13 protein-coding genes are annotated in these 16,838 nt (G+C 45.8%); 8 read left to right on the forward strand and 5 right to left on the reverse strand.

What is annotated here, in order from left to right:
- Positions 1-108 precede the first annotated feature (108 nt).
- A complete protein-coding gene (locus tag F7Y48_RS20820) occupies positions 109-1,137 on the forward strand; it encodes an amino acid ABC transporter substrate-binding protein (protein WP_316685341.1) in 1,029 nt (342 codons plus the stop codon).
- 6 nt (positions 1,138-1,143) lie between these two features.
- On the opposite strand, the gene F7Y48_RS20825 is transcribed toward F7Y48_RS20820, so the two are convergent.
- Positions 1,144-1,284, reverse strand: a complete 141-nt coding sequence (locus tag F7Y48_RS20825; protein ID WP_005396568.1) for a hypothetical protein — start codon at positions 1,282-1,284, stop codon at positions 1,144-1,146.
- A 71-nt stretch (positions 1,285-1,355) separates the two neighbouring features.
- Here F7Y48_RS20825 and F7Y48_RS20830 point away from each other — a divergent pair, with 71 nt between their 5' ends.
- From F7Y48_RS20830 to F7Y48_RS20845, 4 genes are all read left to right on the forward strand, one after another.
- The gene (locus F7Y48_RS20830; RefSeq protein WP_006743259.1) at positions 1,356-2,561 is read left to right on the forward strand and encodes an amino acid ABC transporter permease; all 1,206 of its coding nucleotides are present in this window, start codon (positions 1,356-1,358) and stop codon (positions 2,559-2,561) included.
- Position 2,562: 1 nt separating this feature from the next.
- Positions 2,563-3,660, forward strand: a complete 1,098-nt coding sequence (locus F7Y48_RS20835) for an amino acid ABC transporter permease (protein ID WP_012841798.1) — start codon at positions 2,563-2,565, stop codon at positions 3,658-3,660.
- Between the two features lie 23 nt (positions 3,661-3,683).
- Positions 3,684-4,433: an amino acid ABC transporter ATP-binding protein gene (locus F7Y48_RS20840; RefSeq protein ID WP_005377400.1), complete on the forward strand. Its 750-nt coding sequence runs from the start codon at positions 3,684-3,686 to the stop codon at positions 4,431-4,433.
- Between the two features lie 250 nt (positions 4,434-4,683).
- Positions 4,684-5,352, forward strand: a complete 669-nt coding sequence (locus F7Y48_RS20845) for a Bax inhibitor-1/YccA family protein (RefSeq protein WP_316685343.1) — start codon at positions 4,684-4,686, stop codon at positions 5,350-5,352.
- A 76-nt stretch (positions 5,353-5,428) separates the two neighbouring features.
- Here the strand turns inward: F7Y48_RS20845 and F7Y48_RS20850 are convergent, their stop codons facing one another.
- Together F7Y48_RS20850 and F7Y48_RS20855 are read right to left on the reverse strand one after the other, a co-directional pair.
- The gene (locus tag F7Y48_RS20850) at positions 5,429-5,803 is read right to left on the reverse strand and encodes a hypothetical protein (protein WP_005396572.1); all 375 of its coding nucleotides are present in this window, start codon (positions 5,801-5,803) and stop codon (positions 5,429-5,431) included.
- A gap of 246 nt (positions 5,804-6,049) precedes the next feature.
- A complete protein-coding gene (locus F7Y48_RS20855; RefSeq protein ID WP_124008892.1) occupies positions 6,050-6,376 on the reverse strand; it encodes a hypothetical protein in 327 nt (108 codons plus the stop codon).
- Between the two features lie 395 nt (positions 6,377-6,771).
- On the opposite strand from F7Y48_RS20855, the gene F7Y48_RS20860 reads away from it, so the two are divergent.
- Entirely contained in the window at positions 6,772-7,101 is a 330-nt protein-coding gene (locus F7Y48_RS20860; RefSeq protein ID WP_005377396.1) for a TusE/DsrC/DsvC family sulfur relay protein, read from the forward strand.
- A 3-nt stretch (positions 7,102-7,104) separates the two neighbouring features.
- On the opposite strand, the gene yccX is transcribed toward F7Y48_RS20860, so the two are convergent.
- Entirely contained in the window at positions 7,105-7,377 is a 273-nt protein-coding gene (gene yccX / locus F7Y48_RS20865) for an acylphosphatase (RefSeq protein ID WP_316685344.1), read from the reverse strand.
- 90 nt (positions 7,378-7,467) lie between these two features.
- On the opposite strand from yccX, the gene F7Y48_RS20870 reads away from it, so the two are divergent.
- Together F7Y48_RS20870 and F7Y48_RS20875 are read left to right on the forward strand one after the other, a co-directional pair.
- Complete coding sequence (locus tag F7Y48_RS20870) at positions 7,468-8,871, forward strand: methyl-accepting chemotaxis protein (protein WP_046876204.1); 1,404 nt, start codon at positions 7,468-7,470, stop codon at positions 8,869-8,871.
- A 162-nt stretch (positions 8,872-9,033) separates the two neighbouring features.
- The gene (locus tag F7Y48_RS20875; protein WP_046876203.1) at positions 9,034-10,227 is read left to right on the forward strand and encodes a class I SAM-dependent methyltransferase; all 1,194 of its coding nucleotides are present in this window, start codon (positions 9,034-9,036) and stop codon (positions 10,225-10,227) included.
- A gap of 75 nt (positions 10,228-10,302) precedes the next feature.
- On the opposite strand, the gene F7Y48_RS20880 is transcribed toward F7Y48_RS20875, so the two are convergent.
- Positions 10,303-16,476 (reverse strand): Calx-beta domain-containing protein, encoded by a 6,174-nt coding sequence (locus F7Y48_RS20880; RefSeq protein WP_316685345.1) that lies wholly within the window; start codon positions 16,474-16,476, stop codon positions 10,303-10,305.
- Positions 16,477-16,838 lie beyond the last annotated feature (362 nt).

Below are 16,838 nucleotides of genomic sequence, written 5' to 3' on the forward strand. Positions count from 1 at the left end.
AATACCGTTTCTTCGAAAATCAATCACGTAGGACGATAACTCTAACGAATTGGACACGTTATTTCAGGTCACTCCTGATTAAACATGGATCATACAGGAAGGATACAAATGGCAAATAAACTCACAGTTCTTGCTTCCGTCGTAGCGGCTTCTACTGCGATGATGGCAACATCAGCTCAAGCAGCAGACACTACTCTGGACAAAGTCACAAAACAAGGTTTTCTTACTTGTGGCGTAAGTACCGGTCTACCTGGTTTCTCTAACCCTAACTCAAAAGGTGAATGGGAAGGTATCGACGTAGAATATTGCCAAGCACTGGCTGCAGCCGTTCTTGGGGATAAAACGAAAGTTAAATATGTACCCCTAACCGCGAAAGAACGTTTCACTGCGCTTCAATCAGGTGAGATTGATGTGCTTTCTCGTAACACCACCTGGACACTGCATCGTGATACTGCACTTGGCCTCAATTTCGTAGGGGTAAACTACTACGATGGCCAGGGCTTCATGGTGAAGAAAGATCTTGGCATCTCAAGCGCAAAACAGCTTGATGGTGCATCAGTTTGCGTACAGTCCGGTACAACAACTGAGCTGAACCTTGCTGACTACTTCCGTAACAGCGGTATGTCATACAAGCCGGTCGTATTCGATACGGCAGCCCAAACGTCAAAAGGTTTCGATGCAGGACGTTGTGATGTGTTAACGACTGACCAATCTGGTCTTTATGCATTGCGTCTGAACCTGAAAGATCCCTCTTCTGCAGCCGTTCTTCCGGAAATCATTTCCAAAGAACCACTAGGTCCCGTCGTTCGTCAAGGTGATGACCAATGGTTCAACATTGCGAAGTGGACATTATCAGCAATGATTAACGCCGAAGAGTATGGTATTAGTTCGAAAAATGCGGATGAAATGCTGAAATCGAAAGATCCAAACATCAAACGTATTCTTGGTGTTGACGGTCCGAAAGGCAAAGGTTTGGGTATTCGTGATGATTGGGGCTACCAAGTTATCAAGCAAGTCGGTAACTATGGTGAAAGCTTCGAACGCACAGTCGGTACTGGTTCGCCGTTAGAAATTTCTCGTGGCGTTAATGCGCTATGGAATGCAGGCGGCTTTATGTACGCGCCACCAATCCGATAGAACGAGTTAATCAGGGCGGTTCATGCCGCCCTTTTTCTTGATTTTATCCATCTGTATGAGTAAGGACCGCTCATTGAATGGCAAGAAGTATTCGCTTAGATAGGCTATTTCAACTCGAATATCGCCGTTTAGCTCTGGTGAAAACATGCTTCGACCAGCAAGGACGTGACTATTTATACAGGGAGATATCTATAACTAAGGTTTGAGGTTATCGCTGTATGAAACCGACAAAAGATGCATCGCCAAGTACGATGTCCAAACCGAGCGGAAGCAAGAGCTTGATTTATAATCCCGCCTTTCGTTCTGCTATTTTCCAGATCATTGCCATAGCTGCACTGGTATTTTTCTTTTACACGATTATAAATAACGCACTGAACAACTTAGATGCTCGTGGGATCGCTACGGGTTTCGGTTTTTTAAATCAAGAAGCCGGGTTTGGTATCGGGCTGACGCTAATTGAATACGATGAAACGTATTCTTACGGCAGAACGTTTATTATTGGCCTTCTTAATACAGCGCTGGTCTCCGTATTAGGTATTATTCTGGCTACCGTGATTGGTTTTACCATGGGGGTCGCTCGCCTTTCTTCTAACTGGTTAGTGAGTCGCTTGGCTGCTGTTTATATCGAAACGTTCCGAAATATCCCACTTCTTCTACAAATATTTTTCTGGTATTTCGCTGTTCTTCAAGCATTACCCTCACCTCGTCAAAGTTTGAGCCTCGGCGAAGCCATCTTCTTGAATGTTCGTGGTTTATATTTTCCAGCACCAGAAATGGAGCCAGGCAGTGGCTTTGTTATTGCTGCATTAATCTTCGGGGTGATCGCCAGCTTGTTAATTAATGTATGGGCGAATAACAAGCAACGCCTAACTGGGCAACAAACGCCAATGGGCAGAATAGCTTTAGGCTTAGTCGTTGGCCTTCCGCTGATTGTCTACTTCCTTGCTGGTATGCCAATTTCACTAAATTATCCTGAACTGAAAGGGTTTAACTTCCAAGGTGGTATTAGCATTATTCCTGAACTTGCCGCACTACTTTTGGCATTGAGCGTTTATACCGCCTCCTTCATTGCCGAAATTGTACGTTCTGGTATTAATGCGGTTAGCCATGGTCAAACGGAAGCGGCGATGTCGCTGGGCTTACCACGCGCGAAAACTTTAAAGCTTGTTGTCATTCCGCAAGCGTTACGAATTATTATTCCACCTTTAACCAGTCAATATCTCAACCTCACCAAAAACTCATCGTTAGCGATGGCGATTGGTTACCCAGATCTTGTCTCTGTCTTTGCTGGTACTACCCTGAACCAAACTGGGCAAGCGATTGAGATCATTGCGATGACGATGGGCGTGTACTTAACCTTAAGTCTGATTACGTCTGCATTAATGAACTTGTATAACCGTAAAGTCGCGCTGGTGGAGAGATAATATGAGTACTCATCAATTTCAACCGGATCTCCCGCCACCAGCCAATACCGTCGGCTTTGTTGGTTGGATGCGGAAAAACCTATTTAATGGACCTGTCAATTCCATTGTTACCGTAATTCTTGCTTATCTTGTCTTTAGTGCAATTTGGCATATCGTTGATTGGGCGTTTATCAACGCGGACTGGATTGGTTCGACGCGTGACGATTGCAGCCGAGAAGGTGCTTGCTGGGTATTTATCAGCGTGCGCTGGGAGCAGTTCATGTACGGTTTCTATCCTGAGTCTGAACTGTGGCGCCCTCGCCTTTTCTACATCACATTGGCTATATTTACTGTGTTGCTAGCGTATGAAAAGACACCGAAACGGATTTGGATTTGGCTTTTCTTCGTAAACATCTACCCATTCATTATCGCTGGGCTGTTATACGGTGGGATATTTGGGCTAGAAGTGGTCGATACACACAAATGGGGTGGATTACTCGTTACGCTCATTATTGCGCTAGTCGGTATTGTCGTTTCATTACCTATTGGTGTGGTACTCGCGCTCGGTAGACGTTCAGAGATGCCAATCATTCGCAGTATTTGTACCGTCTATATTGAAGTTTGGCGTGGTGTGCCACTGATTACCGTTCTGTTCATGGCTTCCGTTATGCTGCCTTTGTTTATGTCCGAAGGGTCCGAGACAGACAAACTTATTCGCGCTCTTATTGGTGTAGTGATGTTTGCCTCGGCTTATATGGCAGAAGTGGTACGGGGTGGCTTACAAGCGATTCCAAAAGGCCAATATGAGGCTGCCGACGCACTTGGGTTAAGTTATTGGAAAAAAACAGGGCTTATTATCTTGCCGCAAGCGCTGAAGATTACGATCCCTTCTATCGTGAACACGTTTATCGGATTGTTTAAAGACACCAGTTTGGTTCTTATCATTGGTATGTTTGACGTACTAGGTATAGGACAAGCAGCAAACACCGACCCTGACTGGCTAGGCTTTGCTACTGAAAGTTATGTATTTGTCGCGTTAGTGTTTTGGGTATTTTGTTTTGGCATGTCGCGTTATTCGATATGGCTTGAAAACAAACTTCATACCGGTCACAAACGATAACTCATCAAGCTCAAGGACGTATTATGACGCAACAACAAGACTATATGATCCAATTGAAGGACATGAATAAATGGTATGGTGAGTTTCACGTACTAAAGAATATTAACCTCGATGTTAAGCGCGGGGAAAAGATCGTAATCTGTGGCCCATCAGGGTCAGGAAAATCAACGATGATTCGCTGTATTAACCGCCTCGAAGAGCACCAAGCTGGTAGCATCTATGTTTCCGGTACGGAGTTAACTGAAGATTTAAAAAATATTGAAGCTGTGCGCCGTGAAGTGGGCATGTGCTTTCAGCACTTTAATCTCTTCCCTCATTTAACCGTACTGGAAAACTGTACGCTCGCGCCTATTTGGGTGAAGAAGATGCCTAAAGATGAGGCAGAAGCGGTCGCGATGAAATATCTGGAACGCGTTAAAATTCCGGACCAAGCAGAGAAATATCCTGGCCAGTTGTCTGGTGGTCAGCAACAACGCGTGGCGATTGCCCGTTCATTGTGTATGAACCCTAAAGTTATGCTTTTTGATGAACCAACATCAGCGCTTGATCCGGAGATGGTTCGCGAAGTGTTGGATGTAATGGTCGAGCTCGCCGAGGAAGGCATGACCATGCTCTGTGTGACACATGAAATGGGGTTTGCGAAAGAGGTTGCCGATCGCGTGATATTTATGGACGCAGGAGAGATCATCGAAGAGAACAACCCTGTTGATTTCTTTGAAAACCCTCAATCAGATCGAACTCAAAATTTCCTAGCGCAAATCTTACATCACTAAGATCTTTTCCAACTGGCATAATAAAAGCACTGATTTCAATGAAGTCGGTGCTTTTTGTTACTGAATTCAAAGTTCTGTGTGACAATCACTATGACTTTGCTCTGCAGTAATATTGTGTTACAAGTTGCCAAATACATAACATCTTATTTCTATTATTATTTTATCTAAGTTACGCATGGTTAGGGCTTGATTTTTTGAACTTTCAGCCCCATAAATGTACCAATAGTAAACTCCCTTACTGAGGATAATTATGAACAGTCCAATGTTTACTCGTTCAACAAGTGTTCCCAACACACTTGAAACTAACAAAGTACTGAAAAACACTTACTTCCTACTGTCGATGACACTGATGACCAGTGCGATCGCAGCAGTGGCAACAATGGCAATGCAAATTTCACCAATCATGGCGATCGTGATGCAAATTGCAGCGATTGGTATTTTGTTCTTTGTCATGCCAAAAGCAATCAACTCATCATCTGGTATCGTTTGGACATTTGTTTTCACAACTCTAATGGGTGGTGCTTTAGGTCCAATGCTTAACTACTACGCATCGATTCCAAACGGTCCAACGATCATTGCTCAAGCTCTAGGGTTGACTGGCATGGTGTTTCTAGGCCTATCGGCTTACACCATTTCGAGCAAGAAAGATTTCTCTTTCATACGTAACTTCCTGATGGCAGGTTTGATCATTGTTATCGTGGCGATGCTGATTAACATTTTCGTTGGTTCAACAATGGCCCAACTAGTAATAAGCAGCGTCTCTGCACTAGTGTTCTCTGGTTTCATCTTGTTTGATACAAGCCGTATCGTTCGCGGCGAAGAAACTAACTACATTAGTGCGACAATTTCGATGTACCTAAACATCCTTAACTTGTTCACTAGCCTACTAAGCATTCTAGGTATTATGAACGACGATTAATCGTTCGCTCTAAGGTGAATACTAGAAGCCCGAAGGTAATTCCTTCGGGCTTTTTCTTTGCTAGTGGTTAAGTGCATTACGCCTGTTCGACTGCTAACTCGATAACTTCATCAGCCTCAGGATTTTCTCTAAAACGTCTCACTTTAATCGTATCTTCACCCAACATGATTTGCTTAGCAATTCGGTGCATACCATCAAAAACACGGTAATCATTGGTTAAAATTACGGGATACGACAAATCGGCATTGTTGATGCGTTGGCAATGCTTCGCGATCTCACGACAGGTTGGCTGTGGTCCATCATCACTAAACCAGGTCACTTCATTAGGGCCTTTGATATCATCAATAGCAATTTCCTCTACAGGTAGGGACTCCGCGAGCTCCCAAATACGCTCAATAGACCAAATGGATTTGACGTTGTCATTTATTTCAATGTAACGTTGTTTCGACATGACTAACTCCTTGTCATCGTTATTGTTTACAACCAGAATGTAGGTTGCTTATCAACCAAGAGAATATCGGTCTATAAGAACAAACACAACGTCGTAAGCTATTCACTCGCATATAAAATTGCACTTATTAGACATCTAATTCAAACAAGTTCTTCGATAAAACCGTACTGCTCTGCCATTTATATCCAGTTAGTAAGCCCAACTGGCAATTTTGTATTTAGGTGTTTTATTTAAGGAATACTGATCTTAAGCTCGTAGTCGCTCATCAACTAATAACAAAATGCAAAATACTCCAAACGCAACCCACCAGTAACTGAACATCTTGAGCGCAGGTAACCAGACGAGTGATTCCTCAGCGACACTAAATAGCCTATATGCTGATATTGCTGGCGTCAGTAGCATGGCTCCCCAACTCACAAAAAGGAGTGGTCCGTAAAAGTAACGCAGCCAAGCATATTTCTTTTTTAAAGGTTTATGTTGTACAGCTCCCATCAAACAGAGAAAAGAGAATATCGTAAAGCTGGCTTGCAACAACGCCCATCCAATTGAAACTAAAAGATCCGACCATTCCATATCCAGTTTAATAGCTCCCAGTCATTATTAAACCCTCAAAAACATAACGATTCTTTAAAATTTATTCTCTTGATTTTAACCTTGTTTACGCTCGTTGTGATTGACCTATCTAAAACGGCCAATTTAACTGACAAACCAATCATAAATTGAGACGTTTGTGTATATCTATGCAAACTCCCGAGTACTCACCCCGAAAAATTTCTAACAAACTGAATAGTTTCCTATTTATTTGAATAAAAGAGCATTTATATCAAAGCACCTGGCTCAGTCAAAAAGCACTCACCATTTTGTACGCTTTTGCTTCGCTCGGCACTACTTCGAGATTCTTTTGTTGAGAACATCCTCACCTGTCGCTAATCTATAAACATCCATGTTCACTTAACGGATAAAACGTTATGTTCGTTTACAACGGCAAAGAAATTGAAACTGATGCTCAAGGCTACTTACTGGATCATACTCAATGGGAAGAAGGTATGATTGAGCTTTTAGCAAAAGAAGAAGACATCGAGCTTACGGATGCTCATTTGGAAGTTGTGCACTTTGTGCGAGATTTTTATGAAGAGTTTAATACTTCCCCTGCTGTGCGTATGCTTGTCAAAGCAATGGAAAAAGCGCACGGCCCAGAAAAAGGTAACAGTAAGTATCTATTCAAGCTGTTTAAAAAGGGGCCAGCCAAACAAGCGACTAAATTAGCCGGCCTACCAAAGCCAGCTAAATGCTTGTAGAATTTACAAAATCTTAAAACCGCGCAACGGCTTATATGACGCAGACTCCTGTATCACACTCTCTACTGTTGCCGTTCGCGGGCCTTCTTTCAACCACTCGGAAAACGCAGCTATTTGTGCGTCTGTTCCACACGCCATCACTTCAACATCACCATCGTTTAGGTTCTTCGCGTAACCCGTCAAACTCAGTTTCAATCCTTGATGGGAAGTATGGTAACGAAAGCCGACGCCTTGAACGTGACCTTTTACTATAAATCTCTCACACTTTACGTTCATCTTTGTACCGCTTCTTTTTACTGAGTGATATATTCTTTTCGTCTATTCACCCCACTAAGGATAGTGGGTTTTTGCACGGTTATTATAATTATGAAAGAAATTCCATTCCGCTGGATTGATAAGTATCTCATTCACTTAAAGATTCAAGAAAAGTTCTATTTGCTCTTCGTTCTCCCTCTTCTTGCTTTAGTCATTCTCACTCTCGTCCTTAATAGCGCGGCTAATACGTTGATCTCAAGTATGTACCAAGAAGAGCTCATGCTTATGAAAGGTCTGATAGAGGCAGGCAACCTTTCTCAATCGCAAGTAGCAAACCTCATAGCTGGTTCAGAAACCGTTTCTCTTGGCTCTGGTCCGCAATCCGTGTCTGTTCTAAATGGTGCGTACAGCTTGGTTGCAAACCATGAACTTTCTCTATGGACTGCCCTATCAACGACTCAAGTGAGCATCATCTGTGTGAGCTTGTTTATTCTCGCGCTTGGCGTTTACTACATCATGACGTTTATCGGCGGCGCAATGTTCACGATGAATAAAGCATTAAACACCCTAGCGGATGGTGACCTAACCGCGAGAATGAACTTCTTCCCAGTTCGCGACGAGTTTAGTGAAATTGCTATTACGATAGACAAAGTTGCAGAACGAGAGCAACAAATGGTGCTGTCGATTCAAGAGTCTGTGGCGTTAATGCAACAAATTAGCTCAGACCTGAATCAATCAATTCATCACAGTTCAGATATTTCTGCGACGCAACAAGAGCACCTCAACTCTCTTGCGAGTGCAACGGAACAGATGGCATCAACGATTCGAGAAGTCGCGACATTAGCTCACGATTCAAGCGCGCAAACCGATGATGCGCGCAGCGTGGCTCAGTCTGGACAAGTAAAAGTAGAGAATACGCTTCACTCGATTTCGAACCTCTCTAATGAGATTCAATCTGCGTCTCAAGCAGTAGCGGAGTTAGATGCCAATGCCGCACAAATTGATGAAGTCGTGACAACCATTAATGGGATTTCCGAGCAAACTAACCTACTTGCATTGAACGCAGCCATTGAAGCAGCACGTGCTGGTGAGCAAGGTCGTGGATTTGCGGTCGTTGCGGATGAGGTTCGCGCTCTTGCGGGACGCACTCAGCAAGCGACGGTTGAAATCCAAACGATGATCGAATCATTACAGCGTAACAGTCAATCACTTACTAAACTGATGGAAGTGACTGTCAACAATGCAAATGAGGGACAAAACCTCATGACGGAAGTGAATCACGAAATCGGCTCTTTGGCAGATAAAAATCAAACTATCTCCGACAGTAGCATTCAAATTGCAACAGCGGCTGAAGAACAAGGTGTAGTCGCGGACAATATCGCCTCAAGCGTTGAAGAGATTCGAGTTCAAGCAGATAACGTGTGCAATATGATCAGCACGACTTCACAAAACGTGGATCAACTGCGTAAGCAAAGCGACACCATGGAGTCGCTCCTTACTGGACTTAAAGCGTAGCAACGTAATCTGTTACGACCAGTTCAAATAAAAGGGTTACTTTAGTGACCCTTTTTTGTATTTAAAAGCCACTACAATGTACTGGATTGCCGAGGGATATTGCTTTTACCATTCACATCCCGGACAATACGCCCCTTTCAAAATTCAACAAGAGCTAAAGAAATGACAGCTGCTATCTATTTGGTAAAAGGTCGTGAGAAATCGGTCAAGCGCAAGCACCCTTGGATCTTCTCTCGAGGCATCAACAAAGTTGAGGGCGAACCCGCTCTTGGCGAAACGGTTGATGTATTCACTCACGACGGTAAATGGCTAGCTAAAGCGGCATATTCGCCAGCTTCACAAATTCGTGCTCGTATTTGGAGTTTTGATAAAGAAGAGATCGACACCGCATTTTTCGTAAAACGATTAAAAGACGCACAACTTCTTCGTGAAGACATTATCGAACGTGATGGCCTTACGGGTTACCGCCTTATCGCGGCAGAGTCTGATGGTATGCCAGGCGTTACGATTGACCGTTACCAAAACTTTTTTGTGTGTCAACTTCTCAGTGCTGGCGCAGAACACAATAAACAGGCCATTGTTGATGCTCTAGTTGAGTGCTTCCCTGATTGTAATGTGTACGAGCGTTCTGACGTCGCGGTACGTAAGAAAGAGGGTTTGAAAGAAACCACGGGCGTCTTGCACGGCGAAGAGCCACCTAAATCGGTCGTCATCGAAGAAAATGGCGTAAAGATTAGTGTAGATATCGTTGGCGGTCATAAAACAGGTTTCTACCTGGATCAACGTGATAGTCGCCAGCAAGCGATGAAATATGTGAAAGGCAAAGAAGTTCTTAACTGCTTCTCTTACACAGGTGGCTTCGGACTTTACGCTCTGAAAGGTGATGCAAAGCGTGTGATAAACGCTGACGTATCACAACCTGCTCTAGACACTGCGAAGTTCAACGCAGAACTGAATGAATTTGATATCTCGAAGAAGCGTGCCGTGTTCCTAAACGCAGACGTGTTTAAACTACTTCGTGAGTATCGTGACCAAGGAACTCAGTTCGATGTGGTTATCATGGATCCACCTAAGTTTGCAGACAGTAAAGCCCAACTAAACGGCGCATGTCGTGGTTACAAAGACATCAACATGCTAGCAATGCAAATCCTAAAACCTGGCGGTACGCTACTGACCTATTCGTGCTCTGGCTTAATGGATCAAGTTTTGTTCCAGAAAATCATTGCTGACGCAGCCTTAGATGCTAACCGCCAAGTAAAGTTTGTGGAGCGCTTTGAACAAGCTGCTGACCACCCAACCGATACAGCATACCCGGAAGGTTTCTACCTGAAAGGTTTTGCATGTAAAGTTCTGTAATCACAGTGTTAGTTTACCGTATTATTAAATAAAAAAACGGAGCGAAAAAACGCTCCGTTTTTTATCTTTGGCCATCTATTCTCGTAATTGATCGAGATTAGAAATCAGACTATTGGCAATATCGGCTGCAGAGGCACCATCAAAGTTAACCTCTAGCTGTTGTCCATCTTTGTTGATGGTCAACGTCGAGTTACCTCCACTTTCAGTCACTTCAACGGAAATGTCATCCACACTGCCGCGATAGTCACCCGAACCAAGATCATCAAGCAAGGCGGAGATATCCGTACCACTCATATCGTCAAATACATCGGTAAAATCAAGCTGATCCCCGTCACTGAAATCTGTCACGGTATCAGTTGCGGATTGCATTTCTGTCCATTTGAATACGTCATCACCTTCACCGCCAGTCAAGATATCATTACCTAAACCACCGATGATCAGGTCATTGCCTTCAGTACCAACCAGAATATCATCGCCATCTGTCCCCATAACCAGATTCAGATCCGAATTTAAGGCCATGGTTTGATAACCAAGCGCCGTGACAGCGTCTACCGTGACGTTCTCGAAATCAACCGCTACCGTAGCTTCGTTACTTACCGCACCATCAGTGTCAATAGCTTGGTAGGTAAAGTCATCGTTCACGTCAGTAAAACTGGTGATTTCAGTTCCCACCAAGGTAAAGCCCGCTTTATCACTCGCGCTATCGGTTTCTGGAGTAAGTCGAATTTCATCAAAGCTGCCATTTGCTAACGCAACGGTAATAGAACCTTCGTGGTTGCTGGTATAAGTAATATCCGTTGAGTAAAACTGCTGAACATCAACAAGTGCACCATTTAGGAAGATGTATGCCGTTAACCATGCACCACCACTGTTGAAGCGGTCATTCAGACTGGCTAAGTTCAGTTTCGCTTCGTTAGCTGATAAATCCTCATCCAGTTCTAACGTAATATATTCACCAGTACTGATTTCATCACCCTGACCCGTTTCATTTGGCGAAACGACAACCAACCCGACTTGTTGATTCGCAAAATCGACTGAAATCTGAGCGTCGGAATCAAAGATGATGCTGTTGCCAATGGTGATGATCTGGCCTCCAGTGAACGTTAAGTTCGAGTTAGGAGGAGTGTAGGATCCCACCAAGATATCTTTCCCTTGTTCTTCAAGAAGGTCGGCTGAGTCAAAGCTCTGCTCCTCAAAGAAATCTTCAGTCAGACGATACTTAACCTCTGTGTTTTCAGGGAACTGTGTGGTTTCGTCTATAATGACTTCCTGTCCATTTCCATCCACATAATACAGTTCACCGTGTTCAGGAAGGCTAACGACCTGAATTAAAATATCATCATCATTTGCAGTAACTGCGTCATCTTCGAGATCTTCAACACGCTGTTCCCCAGACGTCGTTATTCCATCAAATTCAACATCCTGAACCGGGAAAATACCATTTTGAACATCGAGCGAAATGATGAAATCACGGGCTGTAGGTGGTGAGTTATCCACGATGGTCGCCAGACCAGTATCGCTGCCTTGCACTGCTCCCAAGCCAGTTACTGTAACGCTGAAATCTTCAGGGCCTTCGTACACACCGTCATCAATTGATTCGATGCGTAGATCAAATTCCGTCATACCTGCCGGCACCGTCACAATGCCGCTTACAGGTACACTTACCCAACCTGAACCGGTGTTGTACTCTAGAGTGCCAAGGTCACCGACTTCTGTTTCATCCAGATTCAGCGTTAACTGAACCTGGAGCGCTGCCTCTGAGGCATTACTCAATGACACGGTAAATGTAGCGAAACTACCTTCATCAATGGTACCCGCGTCCGAGATAGACACAGTTGGTCGATCGTCGTCCGTTTTAGTGCCATCATCCACAATGGTCGCCAAACCAGTATCGGTGCCCTGAACTGCGCCCAAACCCGTCACGGTCACGCTGAAGTCTTCCAGACCTTCATAAACTTCATCATCAATGGTCGCAATGCGCACATCAAATTCGGTAAGCATTGTTGGCACTGTTACGATGCCATCGACAGGCACAGCAACCCAACCTGCTCCGGTGTTATATTCTAGCGAGCCAAGATCATCCACTTCTGTTTCGTCCGGGTTTAAGGTCAACTGCACCTGGACTGTACCTTCCGAAGCATTACTCAATGACACGGTAAACGTCGCGATATCACCCTCATCTACGATACCTGCATCTGAGATAGATACAGTCGGGCGATCATCATCCGGGTCAGGACCAGGGCCGTTACCGCCGTCGTAAATAATGCCCAACGCAGTGTCAGTACCAAGTACTCCAGTTGCACCTTGCACTGCAACCGTGAAGGTTTCATCTCCTTCATACACATCGTCGTCCGTGGTTGGGACAAACAGTTTGAGATCGGTTTCACCTGCTGGGATAGTATACGTGCCATCACTGTTGGCGGTCACCACAGTTACTCCATCAGATAATGTCAGCTTAATAGCACCAATGTCGCCAGGCTCTGCCGTATTAGTTCCTCCTGTTGATGTGCTCAACCTTACCGTCACGTCAATATCGGCAGCCTCCGACAACCGGACGGTATACACAGCCTCAGTACCTTCATTCACGCCCACGCTATCTTCGACAATATAGACACTTGGACGGTCATCGTCTGGATCGGGACCAGGGCCGTTACCGCCGTCGTAAATAATGCCCAACGCAGTGTCAGTACCAAGTACTCCAGTTGCACCTTGCACTGCAACCGTGAAGGTTTCATCTCCTTCATACACATCGTCGTCCGTGGTTGGGACAAACAGTTTGAGATCGGTTTCACCTGCTGGGATAGTATACGTGCCATCACTGTTGGCGGTCACCACAGTTACTCCATCAGATAATGTCAGCTTAATAGCACCAATGTCGCCAGGCTCTGCCGTATTAGTTCCTCCTGTTGATGTGCTCAACCTTACCGTCACGTTAATATCGGCAGCCTCCGACAACCGGACGGTATACACAGCCTCAGTACCTTCATTCACGCCCACGCTATCTTCGACAATATAGACACTTGGACGGTCATCGTCTGGATCGGGACTAGGGCCGTTACCACCGTCGTAAATAATGCCCAGCGCACTGTCACTGCCTAGGACGCCCGTGTCACCTTGTACCGCCACAGTGAAGGTTTCATCCCCTTCGTAGACGCCATCATCTGTGGTTGGCACAGTGACTTTCAGCTCGTTCTCACCGGCGGGAATGGTATACGTACCGTCACTGTTGGCATTCACCACAGTCACACCATCAGCAAGGGTCACCACAAAGCTACCTATATCGTCCGCTTCCGCTGTGTTGCTGCCGTCGGTTGAGGTGTTCAAACTGACGGTCACATCGATATCGGCCGCCGCCGACAATCTAACGGTATACACAGCATCGGTACCTTCGTTAACACCCACGCTATCTTCAACGATGTAGACATTCGGACGGTCATCATCTGGATCGGGACCTGGACCACTGCCGTCATCCACAATCGTCGCCGTGCCCGTATCACTGCCTTGTACTGCGCCAATGCCCGTTACCGTAACACTGAAATCTTCCGGACCTTCGTACACCGCATCATCAATGGAAGCGATACGCACATCAAACTCAGTCTGCACGGCAGGCACCGTCACCACGCCATCGTTTGGCACCGCAACCCAACCGGAGCCCGTGTTGTATTCTAAGGTACCTAAGTCTCCGGCTTCGGTATCGCCTAAGTTGAGGCCGAGTTCAACTTGAACAGTGGACTCGGAGGCATTCGACAGCGTCACTTTGAAGTTAGCTGTTTCACCTTCATTAATGGTGCCAGCATCCGTAATAGTCACACTTGGGCGGTCATCATCGGGATCAGGTCCAGGGCCACGGCCGTCATCCACTATCGTCGCCGTACCCGTATCGCTGCCTTGCACCGCCCCAATGCCCGTCACCGTAACACTGAAATCTTCTGGACCTTCGTACACCGCGTCATCAATGGAAGCGATACGCACATCAAACTGAGCCTGCCCGGCTGGCACCGTCACCACACCGTCGTTTGGCACCGCAACCCAACCAGAGCCCGTGTTGTATTCTAAGGTACCTAAGTCTCCGGCTTCGGTATCGCCTAAGTTGAGGCCAAGTTCAACTTGAACAGTAGACTCTGAGGCATTCGACAGAGTCACTTTGAAGTTCGCAGTCTCACCCTCATTAATGGTGCCTGCGTCGGTAATAGCCACACTCGGACGGTCATCGTCTGGATCGGGGCCCGGGCCACTGCTGTCATCCACAATCGTCGCCGTGCCCGTATCGCTGCCTTGCACCGCCCCAATGCCCGTCACCGTAACGCTGAAATCCTCTGGGCCTTCATAAACGGCGTCATCAATGGAAGCGATACGCACATCAAACTCAGTCTGCCCGGCTGGCACGGTCACCACGCCATTATTTGGCACTGCAACCCAACCACTTCCCGTGTTGTATTCTAAGGTGCCCAAGTCACCGACTTCGGTATCACTCAAGTTGAGGCCTAGCTCGACTTGAACAGTGGACTCGGAGGCATTCGACAGCGTCACTTTGAAGTTCGCCGTATCACCTTCATTAATGGTGCCAGCGTCGGTAATAGTCACACTCGGGCGGTCATCGTCTGGATCGGGGCCCGGGCCACTGCCGTCATCCACAATCGTCGCCGTGCCCGTATCGCTGCCTTGCACCGCCCCGATGCCAGTTACCGTCACGCTGAAATCTTCAGGACCTTCATAAACGGCGTCATCAATGGAAGCAATGCGCACATCAAACTCGGTTTGCCCTGCTGGCACGGTCACCGCACCATCATTTGGCACTGCAACCCAACCACTTCCCGTGTTGTATTCTAGGGAGCCCAAGTCTCCAACCACGGTATCGCCAAGATTAAGACCCAACTCTACTTGCGTTTCCGCTTCAGACGCGTTCGATAAAGTGACTTTGAAGTTCGCTGTCTCACCCTCATTAATGGTGCCAGCATCCGTAATATTCACACTTGGGCGATCATCGTCCGGATCGGGGCCCGGACCACTGCCGTCGTCCACTATCGTTGCCGTACCTGTATCGCTGCCTTGCACCGCCCCAATGCCCGTTACCGTAACACTGAAATCTTCAGGGCCTTCGTAAACGGCGTCATCAATGGAAGCAATGCGCACATCAAACTCAGTTTGCCCGGCTGGCACCGTTACCACGCCATCGTTTGGCACTGCAACCCAACCGCTTCCGGTGTTGTATTCCAAGGTGCCTAAGTCGCCGGCTTCGGTATCACCGAGGTTGAGACTTAGTTCGACCTCAACATCTGTAGCTGATGGATTAGATAAAGACACTTTAAAGCTGGCTAACTCACCTTCATTAATCGTCCCTACATCGCTCATCGTTACCGTTGGACGATCATCATCAGGACTTAAACCAGGCCCACTACCATCATCAACAATGGTTGCAATCCCAGTTGCAGGTGTACTTTGTTCTTCTGTGTTGCCAGAAAGCGTAAATGTTTCTGGACCTTCGAATATAGAGTCATTTATAGAATCGAGAGAAACCGTAAAACCATTTTCACCTAACGGGACCGACACAGTAAAAATACCGTTGTCATCGACTGAGATTTCTTCTGTTGTGCCATCGGAAAATGTTATGAGAACACTCTCGTTGACGTAGTCACTTCCGCTCTCGTCAGTAGATCCACCAGTCGCAGTCTGATCGAACAGAGAAAAAGTGATATTGATATTGTCTTCTGTTGGTTGGTTAAGTGTGACGTCGAAGGAAACCAGATCGCCCTCATTGACAGTTGGGCTAGAAATCTCTTGAACAATTACTGTTGCAGGAACTGATATTGCTGTTGGTTCTGGTGGTTGTATTTGGAAAATATCGAGTAGCGTCTCTACCTGAGTACTTGAAAATCCTGTTCCGTCAGTTCCCACTGTCTCAAAATTGGTACTGGCGAGTAATTCAGCACCTGTGCGATCTATAGCCCCCGTATTTTGTGGGCTAGACCCGTTTCCTTCACCTGCAGCAGGATCAAACTCTTCACCCAGCTCAGTCGGGTCTTCCCCACTAGCAATTGCTTCAATTAACGCTGTGATATCATCAGTTACGTTTATCGAACTTCCTTGTGGTGTCACCTGCTCGATCACAAGCTCAGAAGTATCTGATACCTCATCAATTATTAACTCTCCTGGTTGAGGTAGTTGTCCCTCTTCTAGGGTCCTAATTTCCCCATCCAGCCCGATAACCACGATGTTGCCCATCAATGAGCTCAAAGTTACTCGATCCATATCTACCTCGCCCCACTTCAAACCAAGTCAAAAGTTTGTCACCCCTACATTTACGTCTATAGTTTAGTCAAAATCATCATTTTTTCGTTGTATGCGCAGCTCGTGGGATGCTTGGTAACTCAAGGGGCGGAGTTATTCAAAAAGTATAGAGTTACGCTAGCTGCGAAACGCTATGATATTAAGAATTCAAGCTTTTCTCTGGCCTAAACATGCTGTGTTTCTGAGCAACATTTGCCATATGTGCTAAGGTTTAAAAAGGCGAGATTCTGGAATTTTTAAACAAAAGCCTAGTTTTAACAGTAGGTTGATAAATCCCTTACTCAAGCACTGTTATTTATGATGTTTCGTCTCAGTTATGAGAT

It is taken from the genome of Vibrio sp. 2-1-2a (assembly GCF_032648565.1).
GTDB lineage: Bacteria > Pseudomonadota > Gammaproteobacteria > Enterobacterales > Vibrionaceae > Vibrio > Vibrio diabolicus.

Excerpts from the sequence above, each read along its gene's own strand:
- F7Y48_RS20820 (WP_316685341.1), top strand. The coding sequence starts at position 109 with ATGGCAAATAAACTCACAGTTCTTGCTTCCGTCGTAGCGGCTTCTACT.
- F7Y48_RS20825 (WP_005396568.1), bottom strand. The coding sequence starts at position 1,284 with ATGTTTTCACCAGAGCTAAACGGCGATATTCGAGTTGAAATAGCCTAT.
- F7Y48_RS20830 (WP_006743259.1), top strand. The coding sequence starts at position 1,356 with ATGAAACCGACAAAAGATGCATCGCCAAGTACGATGTCCAAACCGAGC.
- F7Y48_RS20835 (WP_012841798.1), top strand. The coding sequence starts at position 2,563 with ATGAGTACTCATCAATTTCAACCGGATCTCCCGCCACCAGCCAATACC.
- F7Y48_RS20840 (WP_005377400.1), top strand. The coding sequence starts at position 3,684 with ATGACGCAACAACAAGACTATATGATCCAATTGAAGGACATGAATAAA.
- F7Y48_RS20845 (WP_316685343.1), top strand. The coding sequence starts at position 4,684 with ATGAACAGTCCAATGTTTACTCGTTCAACAAGTGTTCCCAACACACTT.
- F7Y48_RS20850 (WP_005396572.1), bottom strand. The coding sequence starts at position 5,803 with ATGTCGAAACAACGTTACATTGAAATAAATGACAACGTCAAATCCATT.
- F7Y48_RS20855 (WP_124008892.1), bottom strand. The coding sequence starts at position 6,376 with ATGGAATGGTCGGATCTTTTAGTTTCAATTGGATGGGCGTTGTTGCAA.
- F7Y48_RS20860 (WP_005377396.1), top strand. The coding sequence starts at position 6,772 with ATGTTCGTTTACAACGGCAAAGAAATTGAAACTGATGCTCAAGGCTAC.
- yccX (WP_316685344.1), bottom strand. The coding sequence starts at position 7,377 with ATGAACGTAAAGTGTGAGAGATTTATAGTAAAAGGTCACGTTCAAGGC.
- F7Y48_RS20870 (WP_046876204.1), top strand. The coding sequence starts at position 7,468 with ATGAAAGAAATTCCATTCCGCTGGATTGATAAGTATCTCATTCACTTA.
- F7Y48_RS20875 (WP_046876203.1), top strand. The coding sequence starts at position 9,034 with ATGACAGCTGCTATCTATTTGGTAAAAGGTCGTGAGAAATCGGTCAAG.
- F7Y48_RS20880 (WP_316685345.1), bottom strand. The coding sequence starts at position 16,476 with ATGGATCGAGTAACTTTGAGCTCATTGATGGGCAACATCGTGGTTATC.